This window comes from Thiomicrospira sp., from assembly GCF_014859555.1.
Taxonomy (GTDB): Bacteria; Pseudomonadota; Gammaproteobacteria; order Thiomicrospirales; family Thiomicrospiraceae; genus Thiomicrospira.
The window spans coordinates 26,240-41,367 of the sequence record NZ_JACUTY010000004.1 but is presented as its reverse complement, the minus strand read 5'-3'; the positions used below and the strand labels follow the sequence as shown (position 1 = coordinate 41,367).

General features: G+C 45.7%; 18 protein-coding genes. 6 read left to right on the top strand and 12 right to left on the bottom strand.

Annotated elements, in window-relative coordinates:
* Window positions 1-4 precede the first annotated feature (4 nt).
* The 7 genes from ruvB to IBX48_RS01435 form a co-directional block, all read right to left on the bottom strand.
* Window positions 5-1,015 carry a Holliday junction branch migration DNA helicase RuvB gene (gene ruvB / locus IBX48_RS01465; RefSeq protein WP_296829945.1) on the bottom strand — a complete coding sequence of 337 codons (1,011 nt, stop codon included), beginning with the start codon at window positions 1,013-1,015 and terminating at the stop codon, window positions 5-7.
* A complete protein-coding gene (gene ruvA, locus IBX48_RS01460) occupies window positions 1,012-1,617 on the bottom strand; it encodes a Holliday junction branch migration protein RuvA (RefSeq protein ID WP_296829943.1) in 606 nt (201 codons plus the stop codon). The genes ruvB and ruvA overlap by 4 nt, the downstream gene beginning before the upstream one ends.
* Window positions 1,618-1,662: 45 nt before the next feature.
* Window positions 1,663-2,184, bottom strand: a complete 522-nt coding sequence (ruvC, locus tag IBX48_RS01455; RefSeq protein WP_296829941.1) for a crossover junction endodeoxyribonuclease RuvC — start codon at window positions 2,182-2,184, stop codon at window positions 1,663-1,665.
* A gap of 16 nt (window positions 2,185-2,200) precedes the next feature.
* Window positions 2,201-2,956, bottom strand: coding sequence for a YebC/PmpR family DNA-binding transcriptional regulator (locus tag IBX48_RS01450; RefSeq protein WP_296829939.1), 756 nt, complete (start codon window positions 2,954-2,956; stop codon window positions 2,201-2,203).
* A gap of 18 nt (window positions 2,957-2,974) precedes the next feature.
* The gene (gene nadA / locus IBX48_RS01445; protein ID WP_296829938.1) at window positions 2,975-4,042 is read right to left on the bottom strand and encodes a quinolinate synthase NadA; all 1,068 of its coding nucleotides are present in this window, start codon (window positions 4,040-4,042) and stop codon (window positions 2,975-2,977) included.
* A 6-nt stretch (window positions 4,043-4,048) separates the two neighbouring features.
* Window positions 4,049-5,833 (bottom strand): aspartate--tRNA ligase, encoded by a 1,785-nt coding sequence (aspS, locus tag IBX48_RS01440; protein WP_296829937.1) that lies wholly within the window; start codon window positions 5,831-5,833, stop codon window positions 4,049-4,051.
* Window positions 5,834-5,924: 91 nt separating this feature from the next.
* A complete protein-coding gene (locus IBX48_RS01435; RefSeq protein ID WP_296829936.1) occupies window positions 5,925-6,617 on the bottom strand; it encodes a DUF502 domain-containing protein in 693 nt (230 codons plus the stop codon).
* Window positions 6,618-6,777: 160 nt separating this feature from the next.
* Between IBX48_RS01435 and IBX48_RS01430 the strand changes: the two genes are divergently transcribed.
* From IBX48_RS01430 to IBX48_RS01410, 5 genes are all read left to right on the top strand, one after another.
* On the top strand, window positions 6,778-7,644 hold the full coding sequence (locus IBX48_RS01430; RefSeq protein ID WP_296829935.1) for an SDR family NAD(P)-dependent oxidoreductase: 867 nt from the start codon (window positions 6,778-6,780) through the stop codon (window positions 7,642-7,644).
* Entirely contained in the window at window positions 7,631-8,590 is a 960-nt protein-coding gene (locus tag IBX48_RS01425) for a polyprenyl synthetase family protein (protein WP_296829934.1), read from the top strand. The genes IBX48_RS01430 and IBX48_RS01425 overlap by 14 nt, the downstream gene beginning before the upstream one ends.
* A gap of 105 nt (window positions 8,591-8,695) precedes the next feature.
* On the top strand, window positions 8,696-9,073 hold the full coding sequence (queD, locus tag IBX48_RS01420; protein WP_296829933.1) for a 6-carboxytetrahydropterin synthase QueD: 378 nt from the start codon (window positions 8,696-8,698) through the stop codon (window positions 9,071-9,073).
* A 14-nt stretch (window positions 9,074-9,087) separates the two neighbouring features.
* Complete coding sequence (locus IBX48_RS01415; protein WP_296829932.1) at window positions 9,088-9,381, top strand: STAS domain-containing protein; 294 nt, start codon at window positions 9,088-9,090, stop codon at window positions 9,379-9,381.
* Window positions 9,382-9,384: 3 nt separating this feature from the next.
* The gene (locus IBX48_RS01410; protein WP_296829931.1) at window positions 9,385-10,167 is read left to right on the top strand and encodes an A24 family peptidase; all 783 of its coding nucleotides are present in this window, start codon (window positions 9,385-9,387) and stop codon (window positions 10,165-10,167) included.
* A gap of 106 nt (window positions 10,168-10,273) precedes the next feature.
* Here the strand turns inward: IBX48_RS01410 and IBX48_RS01405 are convergent, their stop codons facing one another.
* Window positions 10,274-10,573: a DUF3579 domain-containing protein gene (locus tag IBX48_RS01405; RefSeq protein ID WP_296829930.1), complete on the bottom strand. Its 300-nt coding sequence runs from the start codon at window positions 10,571-10,573 to the stop codon at window positions 10,274-10,276.
* 247 nt (window positions 10,574-10,820) lie between these two features.
* Between IBX48_RS01405 and IBX48_RS01400 the strand changes: the two genes are divergently transcribed.
* Window positions 10,821-11,882, top strand: coding sequence for a 3-deoxy-7-phosphoheptulonate synthase (locus IBX48_RS01400; RefSeq protein ID WP_296829929.1), 1,062 nt, complete (start codon window positions 10,821-10,823; stop codon window positions 11,880-11,882).
* A gap of 64 nt (window positions 11,883-11,946) precedes the next feature.
* Here the strand turns inward: IBX48_RS01400 and thiL are convergent, their stop codons facing one another.
* From thiL to ribBA, 4 genes are all read right to left on the bottom strand, one after another.
* Complete coding sequence (thiL, locus tag IBX48_RS01395; RefSeq protein WP_296829928.1) at window positions 11,947-12,888, bottom strand: thiamine-phosphate kinase; 942 nt, start codon at window positions 12,886-12,888, stop codon at window positions 11,947-11,949.
* Window positions 12,889-12,987: 99 nt separating this feature from the next.
* Window positions 12,988-13,479, bottom strand: coding sequence for a transcription antitermination factor NusB (gene nusB / locus IBX48_RS01390; protein ID WP_296829926.1), 492 nt, complete (start codon window positions 13,477-13,479; stop codon window positions 12,988-12,990).
* On the bottom strand, window positions 13,479-13,940 hold the full coding sequence (gene ribE, locus IBX48_RS01385) for a 6,7-dimethyl-8-ribityllumazine synthase (protein WP_296829923.1): 462 nt from the start codon (window positions 13,938-13,940) through the stop codon (window positions 13,479-13,481). Before ribE ends, nusB begins: the two co-directional genes overlap by 1 nt.
* Before the next feature lie 4 nt (window positions 13,941-13,944).
* Window positions 13,945-15,060 carry a bifunctional 3,4-dihydroxy-2-butanone-4-phosphate synthase/GTP cyclohydrolase II gene (ribBA, locus tag IBX48_RS01380; RefSeq protein WP_296829921.1) on the bottom strand — a complete coding sequence of 372 codons (1,116 nt, stop codon included), beginning with the start codon at window positions 15,058-15,060 and terminating at the stop codon, window positions 13,945-13,947.
* Window positions 15,061-15,128 lie beyond the last annotated feature (68 nt).

Genomic DNA, 15,128 nt, shown 5'->3' with positions numbered 1-15,128 from the left:
CTTATTATTCCTTTTCTGTGTAATCCAAACCCAAATGTTCGTATGCACGTTTGGTGGCAATACGTCCTCTCGGGGTTCTCATTAAAAATCCTTGTTGAACCAAAAACGGTTCGATGACATCTTCGATTGTGCCACGCTCCTCACCCACCGAAGTGGCCATACTGTCTATTCCGACTGGCCCACCATCAAAATGGCTAATGATCGTTTCGAGTAAACGGCGATCCATTTTATCAAGCCCTAATAGGTCAACTTCAAGCAAATTCAGAGCCGCATTTGCAATCTTTTTGTCGATCACACCACGGCCTTCAACCTGAGCGAAATCACGTACTCGACGTAATAAACGATTGGCAATACGTGGTGTGCCTCTTGAACGTTGTGCAACTTCACGCGCACCTTGTTCATCTGAGGCAATGCCTAAAATATTAGCCGATCGACTGACGATTTGGGTCAACTCGTCCACTGAATAAAATTCCAAACGCTGCACTATACCAAAACGATCCCGCAAGGGGGATGTCAATAAACCTGCACGCGTGGTCGCCCCCACTAAAGTAAAGGGTGGCAAATCAATCTTTACACTATGTGCAGCCGGACCTTCACCGATTAAAATATCCAACTGGAAGTCTTCCATTGCTGGATATAGGATTTCTTCGACAATCGGACTTAAGCGATGAATTTCATCCACAAACAACACATCATTGGGCTCTAAGCGTGTCAAAATTGCGGCCAAATCACCGGGTTTATCTAACACAGGACCCGACGTTTGGCGCAAGGTCGCCCCCATTTCTTGAGCCACAATATTCGCCAAAGTGGTTTTACCCAGGCCTGGTGGCCCGTAAAGCAATACATGATCTAAATGTTCCTGACGCATTTTAGCGGCATTCATAAACATATTTAACTGTTCGCGCACCGCCACTTGACCAATGTAGTCCTGCATAACCTGTGGGCGAATTTTGGGCAGCACGTATAAGTCATCATCCTGCTCCTGATTGCCGATTATGCGATCGGTTTCGATCATATTTTCACCTGTTGTAATGCGCGTTTAATCAACACTTCTAGACTCAGGCCTTCTTCATAAACACTTTGAATTAAGGATTCGGCTTGTGATTCTTTGTAGCCTAAGGATACCAGAGCCGATACCGCAGAATGTGAATATGATGTGACCAGGCCTGGTGATGACTTGCTAGTTGAATTAGTTTGAGGATTCGCCATTTGCCAACTTTTTAAACGATCTCGCATTTCGATAACTAAACGTTCGGCGGTTTTTTTGCCGATCCCCGGTACTTTTGACAAGGCGGCGGTGTCGGCGGCATTTACATGTGCGCAAAATTCATCAACGGCTTGACTAGATAAAATCCCCAGTGCCATTTTAGCGCCAATTCCACTGACTTTAATCAGCTCACGGAATAAAGCCCGCTCTTGCTCGGTTACAAACCCAAACAACAACATCGCGTCTTCACGTACATGCATATGGGTTAAAATTTGCACTTCGGAACCAATTTCTTTTAGCGCATAAAAGCTCGACATCGGCGCTTCAACTTCATAGCCTACACCGTTCACATCAATAACTAATAAAGGCGGCTGTTTAACCACCAATTGGCCGCGTAAAAACCCGATCATGCCTTGTACCTCATTGTCATTGGTGATTTTCTCACGTTTGGACGATTAACTAAAGTGGGTGCCTTTTGACAGGCTTTGTGGGTCAATGCCCAAACTTAAATAACGGTCATGACACAAGGCACAAGCCAGCGCATCCGCCGCATCTTCTTGCGGCACTTCGGTTAAGCGTAATAATTGCTTGACCATAAATTGCACCGCTTCTTTTCCCGCATGGCCTTGTCCTACGACGGTACTTTTAATCTGGGTCGGCGTATATTCAATTATGGGTATATTTTTAATCGCCGCCGCACACAAAATCACGCCACGAGCTTGGCCTAATTTAATCGCCGAGCTAGGGTTTTTGTGTACAAAGACTTTTTCGATCGCCATCATAGAGGGCTGATATTGATCAATCAATTGGCCAACCGATTCAAATATATTCTTTAAGCGTTCTGCGCCACTGAATTTTTCAACCCGGATCACACCGCTAACAACATAGGTGGGATGATATCGCCCGGATTCAATTAAACCAAACCCAGTTTTACGTGAGCCCGGATCAATGCCTAATATGCGCTGGGTGACTTTCAAGCGTGGTGCCTCACGTTTAGTCGGCCGCCATTAATTGCGCCATGACTTCGTCCGACAATTCCATATTGCTATAGACTCGCTGCACATCGTCTAAATCTTCAAGCATATCAATTAGCTCCATCACCTTTTGGGCATCATCAAAGTCTAAACTAACTTTGATATCAGACTCCATATGCACATCGGCTTCACTGGGTTGGTAGCCGGCTTTAACCAACTCATCGGTCACAGTATGAAAGTCTTCTGGCGGCGTAACAACATCAATACTGCTGTCATCATTAACAACCACATCATCCGCACCCGCCTCAATCGCGGCTTCCATTACGGAATTTTCATCTAAACCTGGCTCAAAACTAATCACGCCTTGTTTATTAAACATATAAGAAACCGAACCGTCTGTGCCCAAGTTGCCGCCTTTTTTACTAAAGGCATGACGCACTTCTGATACGGTACGATTCCGATTATCGGTCAAACAATCCACCATCACGGCAACCCCAGCTGGCGCATAACCTTCATAGCGAATTTCTTCATAATCGTCACCTTCTTGATTGCCTGCGCCACGCGCAATGGCTTTATCAATGGTGTCACGCTTCATGTTTTCGCGTAAGGCCTTATCAACCGCCGCACGCAAACGTGGATTATCTTCCGGGTAAGGCCCGCCGGCTTTCGCCGCCACTACTAGCTCACGAATCAGTTTAGTAAACACCTTGCCTTTTTTGGCATCTTGGCGTGCTTTGCGGTGTTTAATGTTTGCCCATTTACTATGTCCTGCCATGCTTTCCTCTTAAATTTTCTATTTAACCAAACCAATCTGACGTGAGTAGGCTAACATCCGATCCAAAGAACTTAACGCTTTCTGGCGGATCGATTCTTCTATCTCGATGGTTTGGTCGAGTTTTTCTAAGCTATCCGCCAAATTCTGTAGGCCGTTCATGGCCATCCACGGACAATGTGCACAACTGATGCACTGCGTGGTTTTTGAATCAGTCGGCGCCACAATTAATTTTTTATGCGGGGCGAGTTGGCGCATCTTATAAAAGATGCCGTGATCTGTGGCCACAATAAAGCTTTCATCCGGCAGGGTTTGCACGGCATTAATTAAAACCTTCGTTGAACCGACCACATCCGCCAAGGCGACCACGGCTTCGGATGACTCTGGATGCACCAATAGTTTGGCTTCGGGATGTTCGCGTTTTAATTGCTCAAGTTCAAACGCTTTAAACTCGTCGTGAACAATACAATGCCCCATCCAACGCAGCATTTCTATACCGGTTTCTTTTTCAATCCAGTTACCCAAATGCTGGTCTGGCGCCCAGATAATTTTTTCACCCTTGGCTTTTAAGTGGTTGACTATCTGCAACGCATTACCGGATGTTACCACCCAATCGGCTATCGCTTTTACCGCCACACTGGTATTGGCATACACCACTACCGTGTAATCAGGGTGTTGCGCGCAAAACGCGGCAAATTCATCCGCCGGACAACCCACATCTAAAGAGCAGGTTGCATTAAGGTCCGGCATGATTACGGTCTTTTCTGGGCTTAGCAGCTTGGCGGTTTCGCCCATAAAACGCACACCACACACCACCAATACATCCGCATCGGACTGCGCACCAAAATTAGCCATTTCCAACGAATCCGCCACTATGCCACCGGTTTCTTCAGCCAAAGCTTGAAGATCGGCATCGACATAATAGTGCGCCACAATCTGCGCATTACGCTGTTTCAAGAGCTTTTTGATGCGTGTAATTAATGCGGCTTTATCTTCCGCATTCAATACTTTTGCTGGTTGCGCATCCGCCGCCAACTCGTTTATACGAGACACAAGTTGGAGCGGAATTTCGTTTTGTAAGTGGCTCATAGGCGACTACTTTGGCGCGTCTGCGACCTTTTTATTTAAACGCAGGTTTAACTCACGTAACTGAGCCATATCCACCAGGCCTGGTGCTTCGGTTAGCAAACAAGCGGCTGATTGTGTTTTCGGGAAGGCGATCACGTCACGAATTGAGTCACGTTCAGCCATCAACATAATTAGACGATCCAAACCAAACGCCATACCGGCATGGGGTGGGCAACCATATTTCAGGGCGTTTAGTAAGAAACCAAATTTATCTTGCGCATCTTCGTCTGAAATACCCAACAATTTGAATACCGCCGCTTGCATTTTGGTTTCGTGAATACGCACCGAACCACCCCCAACTTCAATACCGTTGATCACCAAGTCGTAAGCACGTGCAATCATTTGACCTGGTGCTTGGCTGCTAAGGATTTCTTCTGTCGTCGCTTTTGGTTGAGTAAACGGATGGTGCATGGCGGCCACACGCGCGGTTTTTTCATCGACTTCAAACATCGGGAAATCAACCACCCAGACTGGTTTCCAGGCCTCGGTAAAGAGTTTGCGATCTTCGCCAATTTTGACACGTAACGCGCCTAAGGCTTCGTTCACTATCTTGGCTTTATCCGCCCCAAAGAACACGATATCGCCATCTTTGGCACCGACACGTTCAAGAATCTGCATCACTTGATCGGGGAAGAACTTCACAATTGGCGATTGCAAGCCATCAATTCCGGCGGACATATCGTTAATCTTAATGTAAGCCAACCCTTTCGCACCGTAAATGCCGACAAACTTGGTGTAATCGTCAATTTCTTTACGCGACATATCGCCCGCACCTGGCACACATAAAGCGGCAACGCGACCATTTGGATCTTTTGCTGGGCCAGCAAACACTTTAAAATCAATATCTTGCAATAAGTCCGCCACATCCACTAATTCTAGCGGAATACGTAAGTCTGGGCGGTCAATGCCGTATTTTTTAACCGCGTCGGCATAAGTCATACGCGGAAAGTCATAATCAAAATCGACCCCAATTCCGTCTTTAAAGATGGTTTTGGTTAGCCCTTCCATCATGCCCATTACATCGGCCTCAGACATAAATGAAGTTTCAATATCGAGCTGGGTAAACTCAGGCTGGCGATCCGCACGCAAATCTTCGTCACGGAAACAACGTGTAATTTGGTAATAACGATCAAAGCCCGACATCATCAACAATTGTTTAAACAACTGCGGCGACTGAGGCAAAGCAAAAAACTTGTTTTCGTGGGTACGGCTTGGCACCAAATAATCACGCGCACCTTCTGGTGTCGACTTGGTCAAAATCGGTGTTTCGATATCAATAAAACCGTTATTATCCAAATAGTTACGCATTGATCGCGTGACTTTATAGCGCAGCATTAAGGTTTTTTGCATTTCATCACGACGTAGGTCGATATAACGATACTTTAAACGCACTTCTTCGCTAACTTGCTTGTCGTCTAACTGGAAAGGAATCGGCTCGGCCATGCTCAAAACGTCTAGGTCTTTCGCCAACATTTCAACCATACCGGTTGGTAAGTTAGGATTGGTTGTGCCTTCTGGGCGCTCACGGATACGGCCGGTAATAGTCAACACACATTCGGCACGCAAATGTTCCGCTTTAGCAAAAATTTCAGCCGTATCTGGATCAACCACCACTTGCAACATACCTTCACGATCACGCAAATCAATAAAGATTACACCACCGTGGTCACGACGACGGTGAACCCATCCCGCGACGCTAACCGTTTCACCAATTAAAGCTTCTGTAACTTGACCACAGTAGTGTGTACGCATTATTTTTCCTTTCTCATTCAACATAATGGGCATCAACGCTTGGCAAAATGCAGCGCCAACCCCCTTTTAAAATTATTCTTAATTGTTCGATTTATTTTCTAATAACCGGATCTATATTATTTGTTGTAGTGTATGGATCTTGAGCCATAATCGCCTTGATTGTTGGCTCGGTAGTTATCGGAGGCCAAGGCGGCACCACAACCCCACCGGAAATCACCATTTTTAACGCATCATCTACCGACATATCAAGCTCAACGACTTCATGTAAAGACGCGATTATAAAAAAACCAGAAGTCGGGTTAGGTGTCGTAGGCACAAACAAGTTTATAGTCGCAACCACACCAGTTTTAACCTGGGCTTCACCTCGACTTTTACTGGTCTGAAACGCCAAAGTCCATAAACCCGGGCGCGGATACTGAATCAAATACACTTTTTGAAAGGTTTGATCCCCCGAACCAAATAAGGCTTCGGCAATTTGTTTAACCGCACTATATATGGAACGAACCAATGGGATTTTGGATAAAAAGCGCTCCCACCAACTGACGATTCGATGGCCTAAAATATTCGCGACCAACATCCCTGTCAGTAAAATAATACTCACCGACACGACAATGCCAAACCCCGGGATATCAAAACCCAACAGCACATCCGGTTGGTATTTAGCAGGCAGCAATAACAGGCTACGATCAAATAGACCAATTAAGAAACGCAAGGCCTCAAAGGTGATCCATAAGGGAAGTAAAACTAAAAGGCCTGCAACAAAATAGCGCTTCAATAACCCCATAACCACCCCACAAAATTAAGCTCCACATTATACCTGAAACGAAACGCCATGCGACACCAATCCTTGTGAGATTATTCAAACAATTGCTAGCGATTAAAGCCGTTTTCATGTTAATTTGTTGCGAATTCAGCTGACCTTGAAAACGATTAGGACTTTAATCATGCCAACCCCAATCATGCCCCCGCAAACCATTTTAATAACCGGTTGCTCAAGCGGCATTGGTCACCACAGTGCTCATGCCCTACAAAACTTGGGTTATCGGATAATTGCTTGTGTGCGCCAAGCCCAAGATCTAGAGCGTTTACGCGAAGAAGGCCTACATGTAATTCAACTGGATCTAGCCGACCCAGCCTCTGTTGAACAGGCTTGGACTGAAGTGCTTGAGATCAGCAATGGCCAGATTGATGCTTTATTTAACAATGCGGCATTTGGCTTACCCGGTGCAGTTGAAGACTTAAGCCGTGCGGCACTCGAACATCAATTTGCTACCAATGTATTTGGCACTCAACAACTCACGAACCTGGCGATTAAGCACATGCGTCACCAAGGTCATGGTCGGATTATTTACAATAGCTCGGTACTGGGGTTTGCCGCCATGGCTTATCGAGGGGCTTATAACGCAAGCAAATATGCGATTGAGGGGTTAGCCGACACCTTAAGAGTGGAATTAAAGCACGACCCGATTCAAATCAGCTTAATTGAACCCGGGCCAATTCTGTCTCAATTTAGAGCCAACGCTTATCACGAATTTAATCACTGGGTCAAACCTCAAGCCCACGACTCGGTTCACCAAACAAACTATCAGTCCATGATTAAACGTTTGGCTAGCACCGAAGCTTCCGCGCCATTCACTTTAGGGCCAGAAGCAGTTTGCAAGGTGTTATTACACGCGCTGCAATCAAAACGCCCCAAGGCTCGCTATCGCGTTACCCTACCAACCAAAGTTTTCGCTTTTCTAAAACGTCTTTTACCGACGCACGCACTCGACTGGGTGCTAGCGAAAGCCGGTGGAGATGGGCGTCGTTAAAAACCAGGCCTGGTATAATCTGAATCCATTAAACGCTGTAAACCTTAAAGTAAAAAAAGAGCGCCTTGTGAACACCCAATTACTAGCCTATCAACAACATTTAGAAGCGGTATTAAACCAAACCCTAGATCAATACCTAAAAACCACACCCGAACCCTTAAATCAAGCGATCCGTTATGCCAGCTTAAGCCCGGGCAAACGCATTCGCCCTGCTTTAGTATTTGCGATTGGTGAAGGGCTCGGAATTGAACGCCAACAACTTGAACCAGCCGCCTGCGCGATTGAGTTGATTCACAGCTACTCGCTTGTCCACGACGACCTACCGGCGATGGATGATGATGATTTACGACGCGGCCAACCCACTTGCCACAAACAATTTGACGAGGCCACCGCGATCCTAGTGGGGGACGCTCAGCAAACCCTGGCTTTTGAAATCATCACCCGTGCACCAAAACTTTCGGCTGACGCAATTGTTAAAAGTTTAAATATTTTATGTCAGGCCAGCGGACCCAATGGCATGATTGGCGGACAGATATTAGACATCATCAGCGAAAATAAAAAACTCGATTTAGCTAAACTCACACAACTCCATCAAATGAAAACGGGTGCTCTAATTAAAGCTGCATTGTTACTCGGTGCCGTAACCCATGCGAATTTTGACCAGTACCAGCCGACTTTATCAAAACTCGGTGAAGCCCTCGGATTAGCCTTTCAAATTCAGGATGACATTATTGACATTGAAAGCAATACCGCCACGCTTGGCAAAACCCAAGGCCGAGATCAACAACTCAACAAATCCACCTTTCCAAGCCTAATGGGAATGCAAGCGGCCAAAACCTTACGTGATCAAACAATTGATCTGGCGCATAAACAGCATCAAAAATTACCCTTTCAAAGCGCATTTCTGCATGATTTAATTAACTTTATTGCCCAGCGCCAACACTAATTTCGTTATAATTATTTCTTTATGGATGCATTTGGCATCCCGTGCTTAATCCGCGCAGAGCAACACGTTGATTTCACGCAACTTATTAGCAAAAGACTGAATTTTATGGCACAACAATTTACCCTTAAAACCCTACTCGACTTTGCCGCCGCTCACAGCTTACGCGGCTATGATGGCGATTGTGCAAAATTGCATGGCCACAACTGGAAGGTCGAAGTAGAGGTAAGCGGCAACAGACTTAATGATATTGGTATGTTAATTGACTTTAAAAAAATTAAACAACACGCCAAACAAGCGGTAAAAGAACTGGATCACACCTTTTTAAATGATCACCCACACTTTCAACGCCTCAACCCGACGGCTGAACACATTGCACAATACCTTTACACTGAAATTGCTAAACGCATTGAAACTGATGATGTCAAAATGCACAGCCTCACGGTTTGGGAAAATGATCGAAACTGCGTTACCTATTCTGAATAAATTGGAAGAGCCTTATGAGCATAAGTAGTCACGTAGAAAACAAAACCCTTCATTTACAAGTAATTGGTGCGTTAACCGTTGATATATTTAAAGAATTTGAAAGTGCTTATGTTCAAAAACAACTCGACCATATTATTATCGACCTATTGCAATGCAAACATATCGACAGTGGCGGATTGGGCATGTTGTTGCAAATGCGCGATCGCATGGGGCAAGATGCCAGCAACATCACCATCAAAAACATGTCTCAAGAGATTCAGAAAACATTTGAAGTGGTGCGATTCAAACAGCTTTTCAACATGGCTTAATGCATGATTGACTTATTTATTACCGCCCTTTTAGGCCTAGTATTTGGTAGTTTTATCTCGATGCTAAGCTGGCGTTTACCGCGTGTGATGCTTAACCCCGCAGACGAACAACTTAAAGCTATCAGCCTGGGTGGTTCACAATGCCCCAAGTGCGAAACACCGCTTGCCTGGTATCAACTCATTCCCTTGTTGAGCTGGCTGTTTAGTTTAGGCCGCTGCCAAACTTGTAATCAATCCATTTCTTGGCGTTACCCGCTTATCGAAATCAGCGCGACCGCCTTAGCTCTTCTGGCGGTTTGGCAATTTGGCTTTAATTGGAATGGGCTAATTGGTGCACTGTTTTTGTTATGGCTGTTAACCATCAGCGTGATTGATTTAGAGCACCACTTAATTCTCGACAACCTCAGTCTTCCGCTGCTTTGGCTCGGGCTATTACTTAATGCATTTGGTCAGTTTACCGATCCACAACAAGCGATTTTAGGGGCGGTATTGGGTTATGGGGTTCTTTGGCTAATCTATCAAATACACTTTCGTTTGACGGGCAAACACGGTATGGGTTACGGCGATTTTAAATTAGCCGCCGCGCTGGGCGCTTGGTTTGGCGTTAGTGCGTTACCGCAAATTATTGTGATTGCGGCTATCAGCAGCCTTGTGATTGCTATTTTCTTAATTATCTCGCGTAAACAAGCTTGGCAAAGCCAAATGGCCTTCGGCCCATTTCTCGCCGTTGGTGGCGCGGTTCAGTTATTTGTGGGTGAGCAAGCTTTAGTTGAATGGTTGCTTTAGAGCCACTATGCGGGGTTGTCTAATCGTAACACAATAACCCGAAACCACCAGGCCTGGTGGTTTCGGGAAAAGCATTTAACCTTCTAGATAAAGGCTGCTCTAGCCGTTAAGCACCGAGCTTTGCCTCTTCCAAGTCACACACCTTAGACGTTTTGAGATTATTACTTTTTGCAAAGTGCATCACATACTCAAACATACTGGGATTTTTTATCTCAAGCTCAGTATCAATAATTAAGCATTTAGCACCATTATAGAGCTCTGGGTGTAAGAGTTCCGAGTAAACTAAACGATGGGATTTGCCATAGGATGCCATCATCGATGAAATGCGGTCAATCCAGTCACTCGGACGGAATTTACGACCATCTTCGGTCATACCTTCAATAATGTATTTGCAGTGTTGGGCCAAGACTTTACCACTTCTTTTTGAATCAATTTAATTGGAGCAAATTTTAGCATAGTAATTTTTTTTTAATACCGTTGAAGCCATTTAATTTATTAAAAACCCCATTGTTCTAGGCTATCGAAGTTCAAAAATGGCGATAAATTATGCGAATCCATTAAATTCAACCTGTTTTTGGTAGGAGTCAGATGGCGATTTGGCTTATAATAAACCGATTTTTATGCCGCCCAAAAACGCAGGATACTGAATAACGATGACGCAATATCAAACTGACGACCTTCGCATTAACCACATTACAGAAGTGCGCCCGCCAATTGATCTTCACGAGAAGTTTCCATTATCCGAAACCGCTTCAAAAACCGTGCATGAAACGCGCCAACAAATTCACAAGATTCTGCTGGGTGAAGATGATCGTTTATTAGTCGTGATAGGGCCTTGCTCAATCCACGACACAAAAGCCGGCATGGAATACGCCCAGCGCCTAAAACAGCAAATCGATTTTTTTGAAAAAGACCTGTTAATTGTGATGCGGGTGTATTTTGAAAAACCACGCACCACCGTAGGCTGGAAAGGCTTAATTAACGATCCGGACTTAAATGAAACCTTTCAAATCAACAAGGGCTTGGAATGGGCACGCGGCTTTTTAGTCGACGTGAATAACTTAGGTGTGCCCGCCGCGACCGAGTTTTTAGATTTAATCTCACCACAATATGTGTCAGATTTGATTAGTTGGGGCGCGATTGGCGCACGCACAACCGAAAGCCAAGGTCATCGTGAACTGGCTTCTGGCTTATCTTGCCCTGTCGGTTTTAAAAATGGCACAGACGGTGGTTTTAAAGTCGCAGTGGATGCAATTCGTGCCGCAAACAAACCCCACATTTTTTTATCTCTAACCAAAACCGGTCATTCGGCGATCTTCTCCACCACCGGCAATCAAGATTGCCACGTTATTTTACGTGGTGGTAATTCTGGCCCAAATTATGAGCCAGAATTTGTCGCTGATGCGGTCAATCAACTTAAAGCGGCCGAAGTTCAATCTCGTTTAATGATTGATTGCAGCCATGCCAATAGCAGTAAAAATCACGAACGCCAAATGATTGTTGCTCAGTCGATTGCCGACCAATTAGCACGTGGCTCTCAGCACATTATGGGCGCGATGGTAGAAAGTCATTTAGTAGGTGGTCGCCAGGATGTGATCCCTGATCAAGACTTAATTTACGGACAAAGTATCACCGATGCCTGTATTGACTGGAATAGCAGTGTGAAACTGCTCGAAACCTTGGCACAAGGTGTTCAAGCACGCCGTAAAAAATAAGGTTTAGCGGCTTTTAAAGCCTAGCTAAACCTAGCACTGCTCGAATCTCCGTGCGGTGCGAATCTTAAAAGTGCTCATACCCGCGCACATCCTTATCGCCGACTAAACCTTCGACCACCAGGCCTGGTGCTTGACGGATCTTACCAATTCGATGAATCGGCAAACCCAATAAACCTGACAAATCCTTTATCACCTGACGTTGGTTTGGATTCGCAGTAAAACATAACTCATAGTCGTCCCCCGCATTTAAAGCCTGAATCGGATTCGCTTGCGCCCAGTTTTTTACCGCGTCGCTGAGTGGAATATCGGCCAAGTATAATTGCGCGCCTAAATTAGATGCCTGTAAAATATGATTTAAATCCGCTAACAAACCATCCGACACATCAATCGCACTGCTCGCTAGGTTACGCAACGCCAAGCCGAGCGATACTCTGGCTTGTGGACGATTGAGTCGTGTTAATGCATAATCTTCTTGCGTGCTACTGGTTAAACCGCCCGCCTTCGCCAACATCAAACCCAAACCCGCCTCACCAATTGCACCGCTGACATAAATGTCATCGCCCAACTTAGCGCGGCTTCTTAACAAAGCTTCACCCTTTGGCACCCAAGCTTGCGCGGTAACGCTAATACATAAAGGACCCCGTGTAGTATCCCCGCCTATCAGTGGCATGGCATAAGGTTTGGCACAATCATGCAAACCTCGACTAAATGCTTCTAACCATGGCGGATCAGCGCTGGGTAAGGTCAGCGCAAGCGAATAAAACGCGGGCTGTGCGCCCATTGCGGCCAAATCACTTAAATTAACGGCTAAGGATTTCCAACCAATATCGTAAGGGTTGGCCTGCGCTAAAAAATGCACACCGCTCACTAAGGTATCCGTCACCACTACCAGTTGCGAATTTTCTGGCGGCGTAATGAGTGCACCGTCATCCCCTATCGCCAAGTCACCAGGCCTGGTGGTTTGGCTTAGAGGTTTAAAATATTGCTCTATTAAATCAAATTCCATGCAAGGCCTGCCAAAAGCAACAAGCCCACGCCAATTAGCAGAATGATTTATAAACTTAATCATCCAGTCAGTTGGCGTGGGCTTGTGGGTTAAAAATGCTTAAACTGAAAATTCGACCGGGCGCAGTTTTTTCGCAACCTTGTCTAATACACCATTGATATATTTATGTGCATCTTCGGCACCAAATCGCTTGGTTAACTCCACGGCTTCATTAATCACAACCTTATAAGGAATTTGCATTTGGGTTTGCAATTCATAAGTCGCCATACGCAAAATTGTGCGTTCAACTGGGTTAATCAACTTAGCGGAACGGTCTATAAATTGCACATAGGCCTCGTCCAACTGCTCGGATTCAGCTGAAACCTGCGCCAACAATTCTCTAAACCACTCGCGGTCTAAATTAGACAGTAGGCCATCTTCAAAAAACTGTTTCTCAATTAGATAAACCTCTTCTTGATTCACCTGCCACTGATACAACGCCTGCAGCGCAACACGACGCGCCTGTGTGCGCGGGCTAGCCTGAGCTTCTTGCTCTTCGACTTCTTGTGAAGGTTGCTTTATTAAGTCCGCTAGTTCTTTTGGATCGTTCATTATATCTGCTTCAATACATTAACCATTTCAATTGCAGATAGTGCCGCTTCTGCTCCTTTGTTGCCTGCCTTGGTGCCAGCACGTTCAATTGCTTGCTCAATTGAGTCAACCGTTAACACACCAAAGGCCACTGGAATGTTATGGTTCAACATCACCTGGCTTAAGCCTTTGGTGCATTCACCTGCCACATATTCAAAGTGTGGCGTGCCGCCACGAATCACCGCACCCAATGCAATAATCGCATCGTACTTGCCGGACGCGGCCATTTTTTGTGCCGCAATCGGCATTTCAAACGCCCCTGGCACATACACTTGCTCAATCGCATCCGCACTGCCACCGTGACGCACAATGGCATCCACCGCACCTTGCACTAAATGTTCTACTACAAAGCTGTTAAAACGCCCCACTAATAGGCCAACTTTCATATTTTGGGCGGTTACATTTCCGGCAATTACTTTCATGTTTTTATCCTTGTTTTTCAATATATTCGGTCACTTCTAAACCAAAGCCACTTAAGGCGTTTAGTTTCCAGGCGGAACCAATCACACGCAATTGTTTGAGCTCTAGGTCGGCTAAAATCTGCGCGCCCAAGCCGAAAGTTTTGGCATCGTCTTCGGCCGCCGCTTCTGGCACATTAATCCCGCGATCCGACAGCTGATAGTGCGCAATTCTGTCTAGTAACTCGCTGGCTTCTTCGTGTTTACGTAATAGCACAATGACACCTGATCCTGCCTTCGCAACTTGCGCCATCGCCGAGCGTAAAGGCCAACCGCATTCTTGGCGTTGTGCACCTAATAAATCACACAGCGTGTCCTGCATATGAACTCGCACTAAGGTGGGTTGAGTTGGATCGATTTTGCCATAGACCAACGCAAAATGCGCTTTGTGATCTAACGCGTCTTCATAAGCAATCAGTTTAAATTCACCAAAATCGGTCGGTAAGGCGCATTCCGACACACGTTCAACGGTTTTTTCGTTCTTTAGGCGATATTCAATTAAATCCGCAATCGTACCCAATTTTAAACCATGCTGTTCTGCAAAGGCTTCCAGATCATCACGACGCGCCATGGTGCCATCTTCATTCATGATTTCAACGATCACGGACGCGGGTTCAAACCCAGCTAATCGCGCCATATCGCAACCGGCTTCGGTATGGCCGGCTCGAGTTAACACGCCACCTGGTTGCGCCATCAGTGGGAAAATATGGCCGGGCGTAATGATATCAGCCGGGGTGGCATCGGCTTTCACCGCCGCTTGAATCGTAACCGCGCGATCAGAAGCCGAGATGCCAGTTGAAACGCCTTTCGCGGCTTCAATTGAAACCGTAAAGTTGGTGCCATGTGGATCTTGATTATCACGCACCATTAAAGGCAAATGCAGCTGCTGGCAACGTTCTTTAGTTAAAGTCAGACAAATCAAACCACGCCCATAACGCGCCATAAAATTAATATCGCTTGCGGTTACAGCCGATGCTGGAATCAGCAGATCGCCTTCATTTTCGCGATCTTCATCGTCCATAATAATCACCATTTTGCCTTGGCGATAATCTTCTAAAATTTCTTCTATCGAACTTAACTGCATGTTTATCCTTTTTTGCTCACACCTTCCGTGCGAGTGTTTGCGTGTGTAAAATAACGCATGGCTTAATC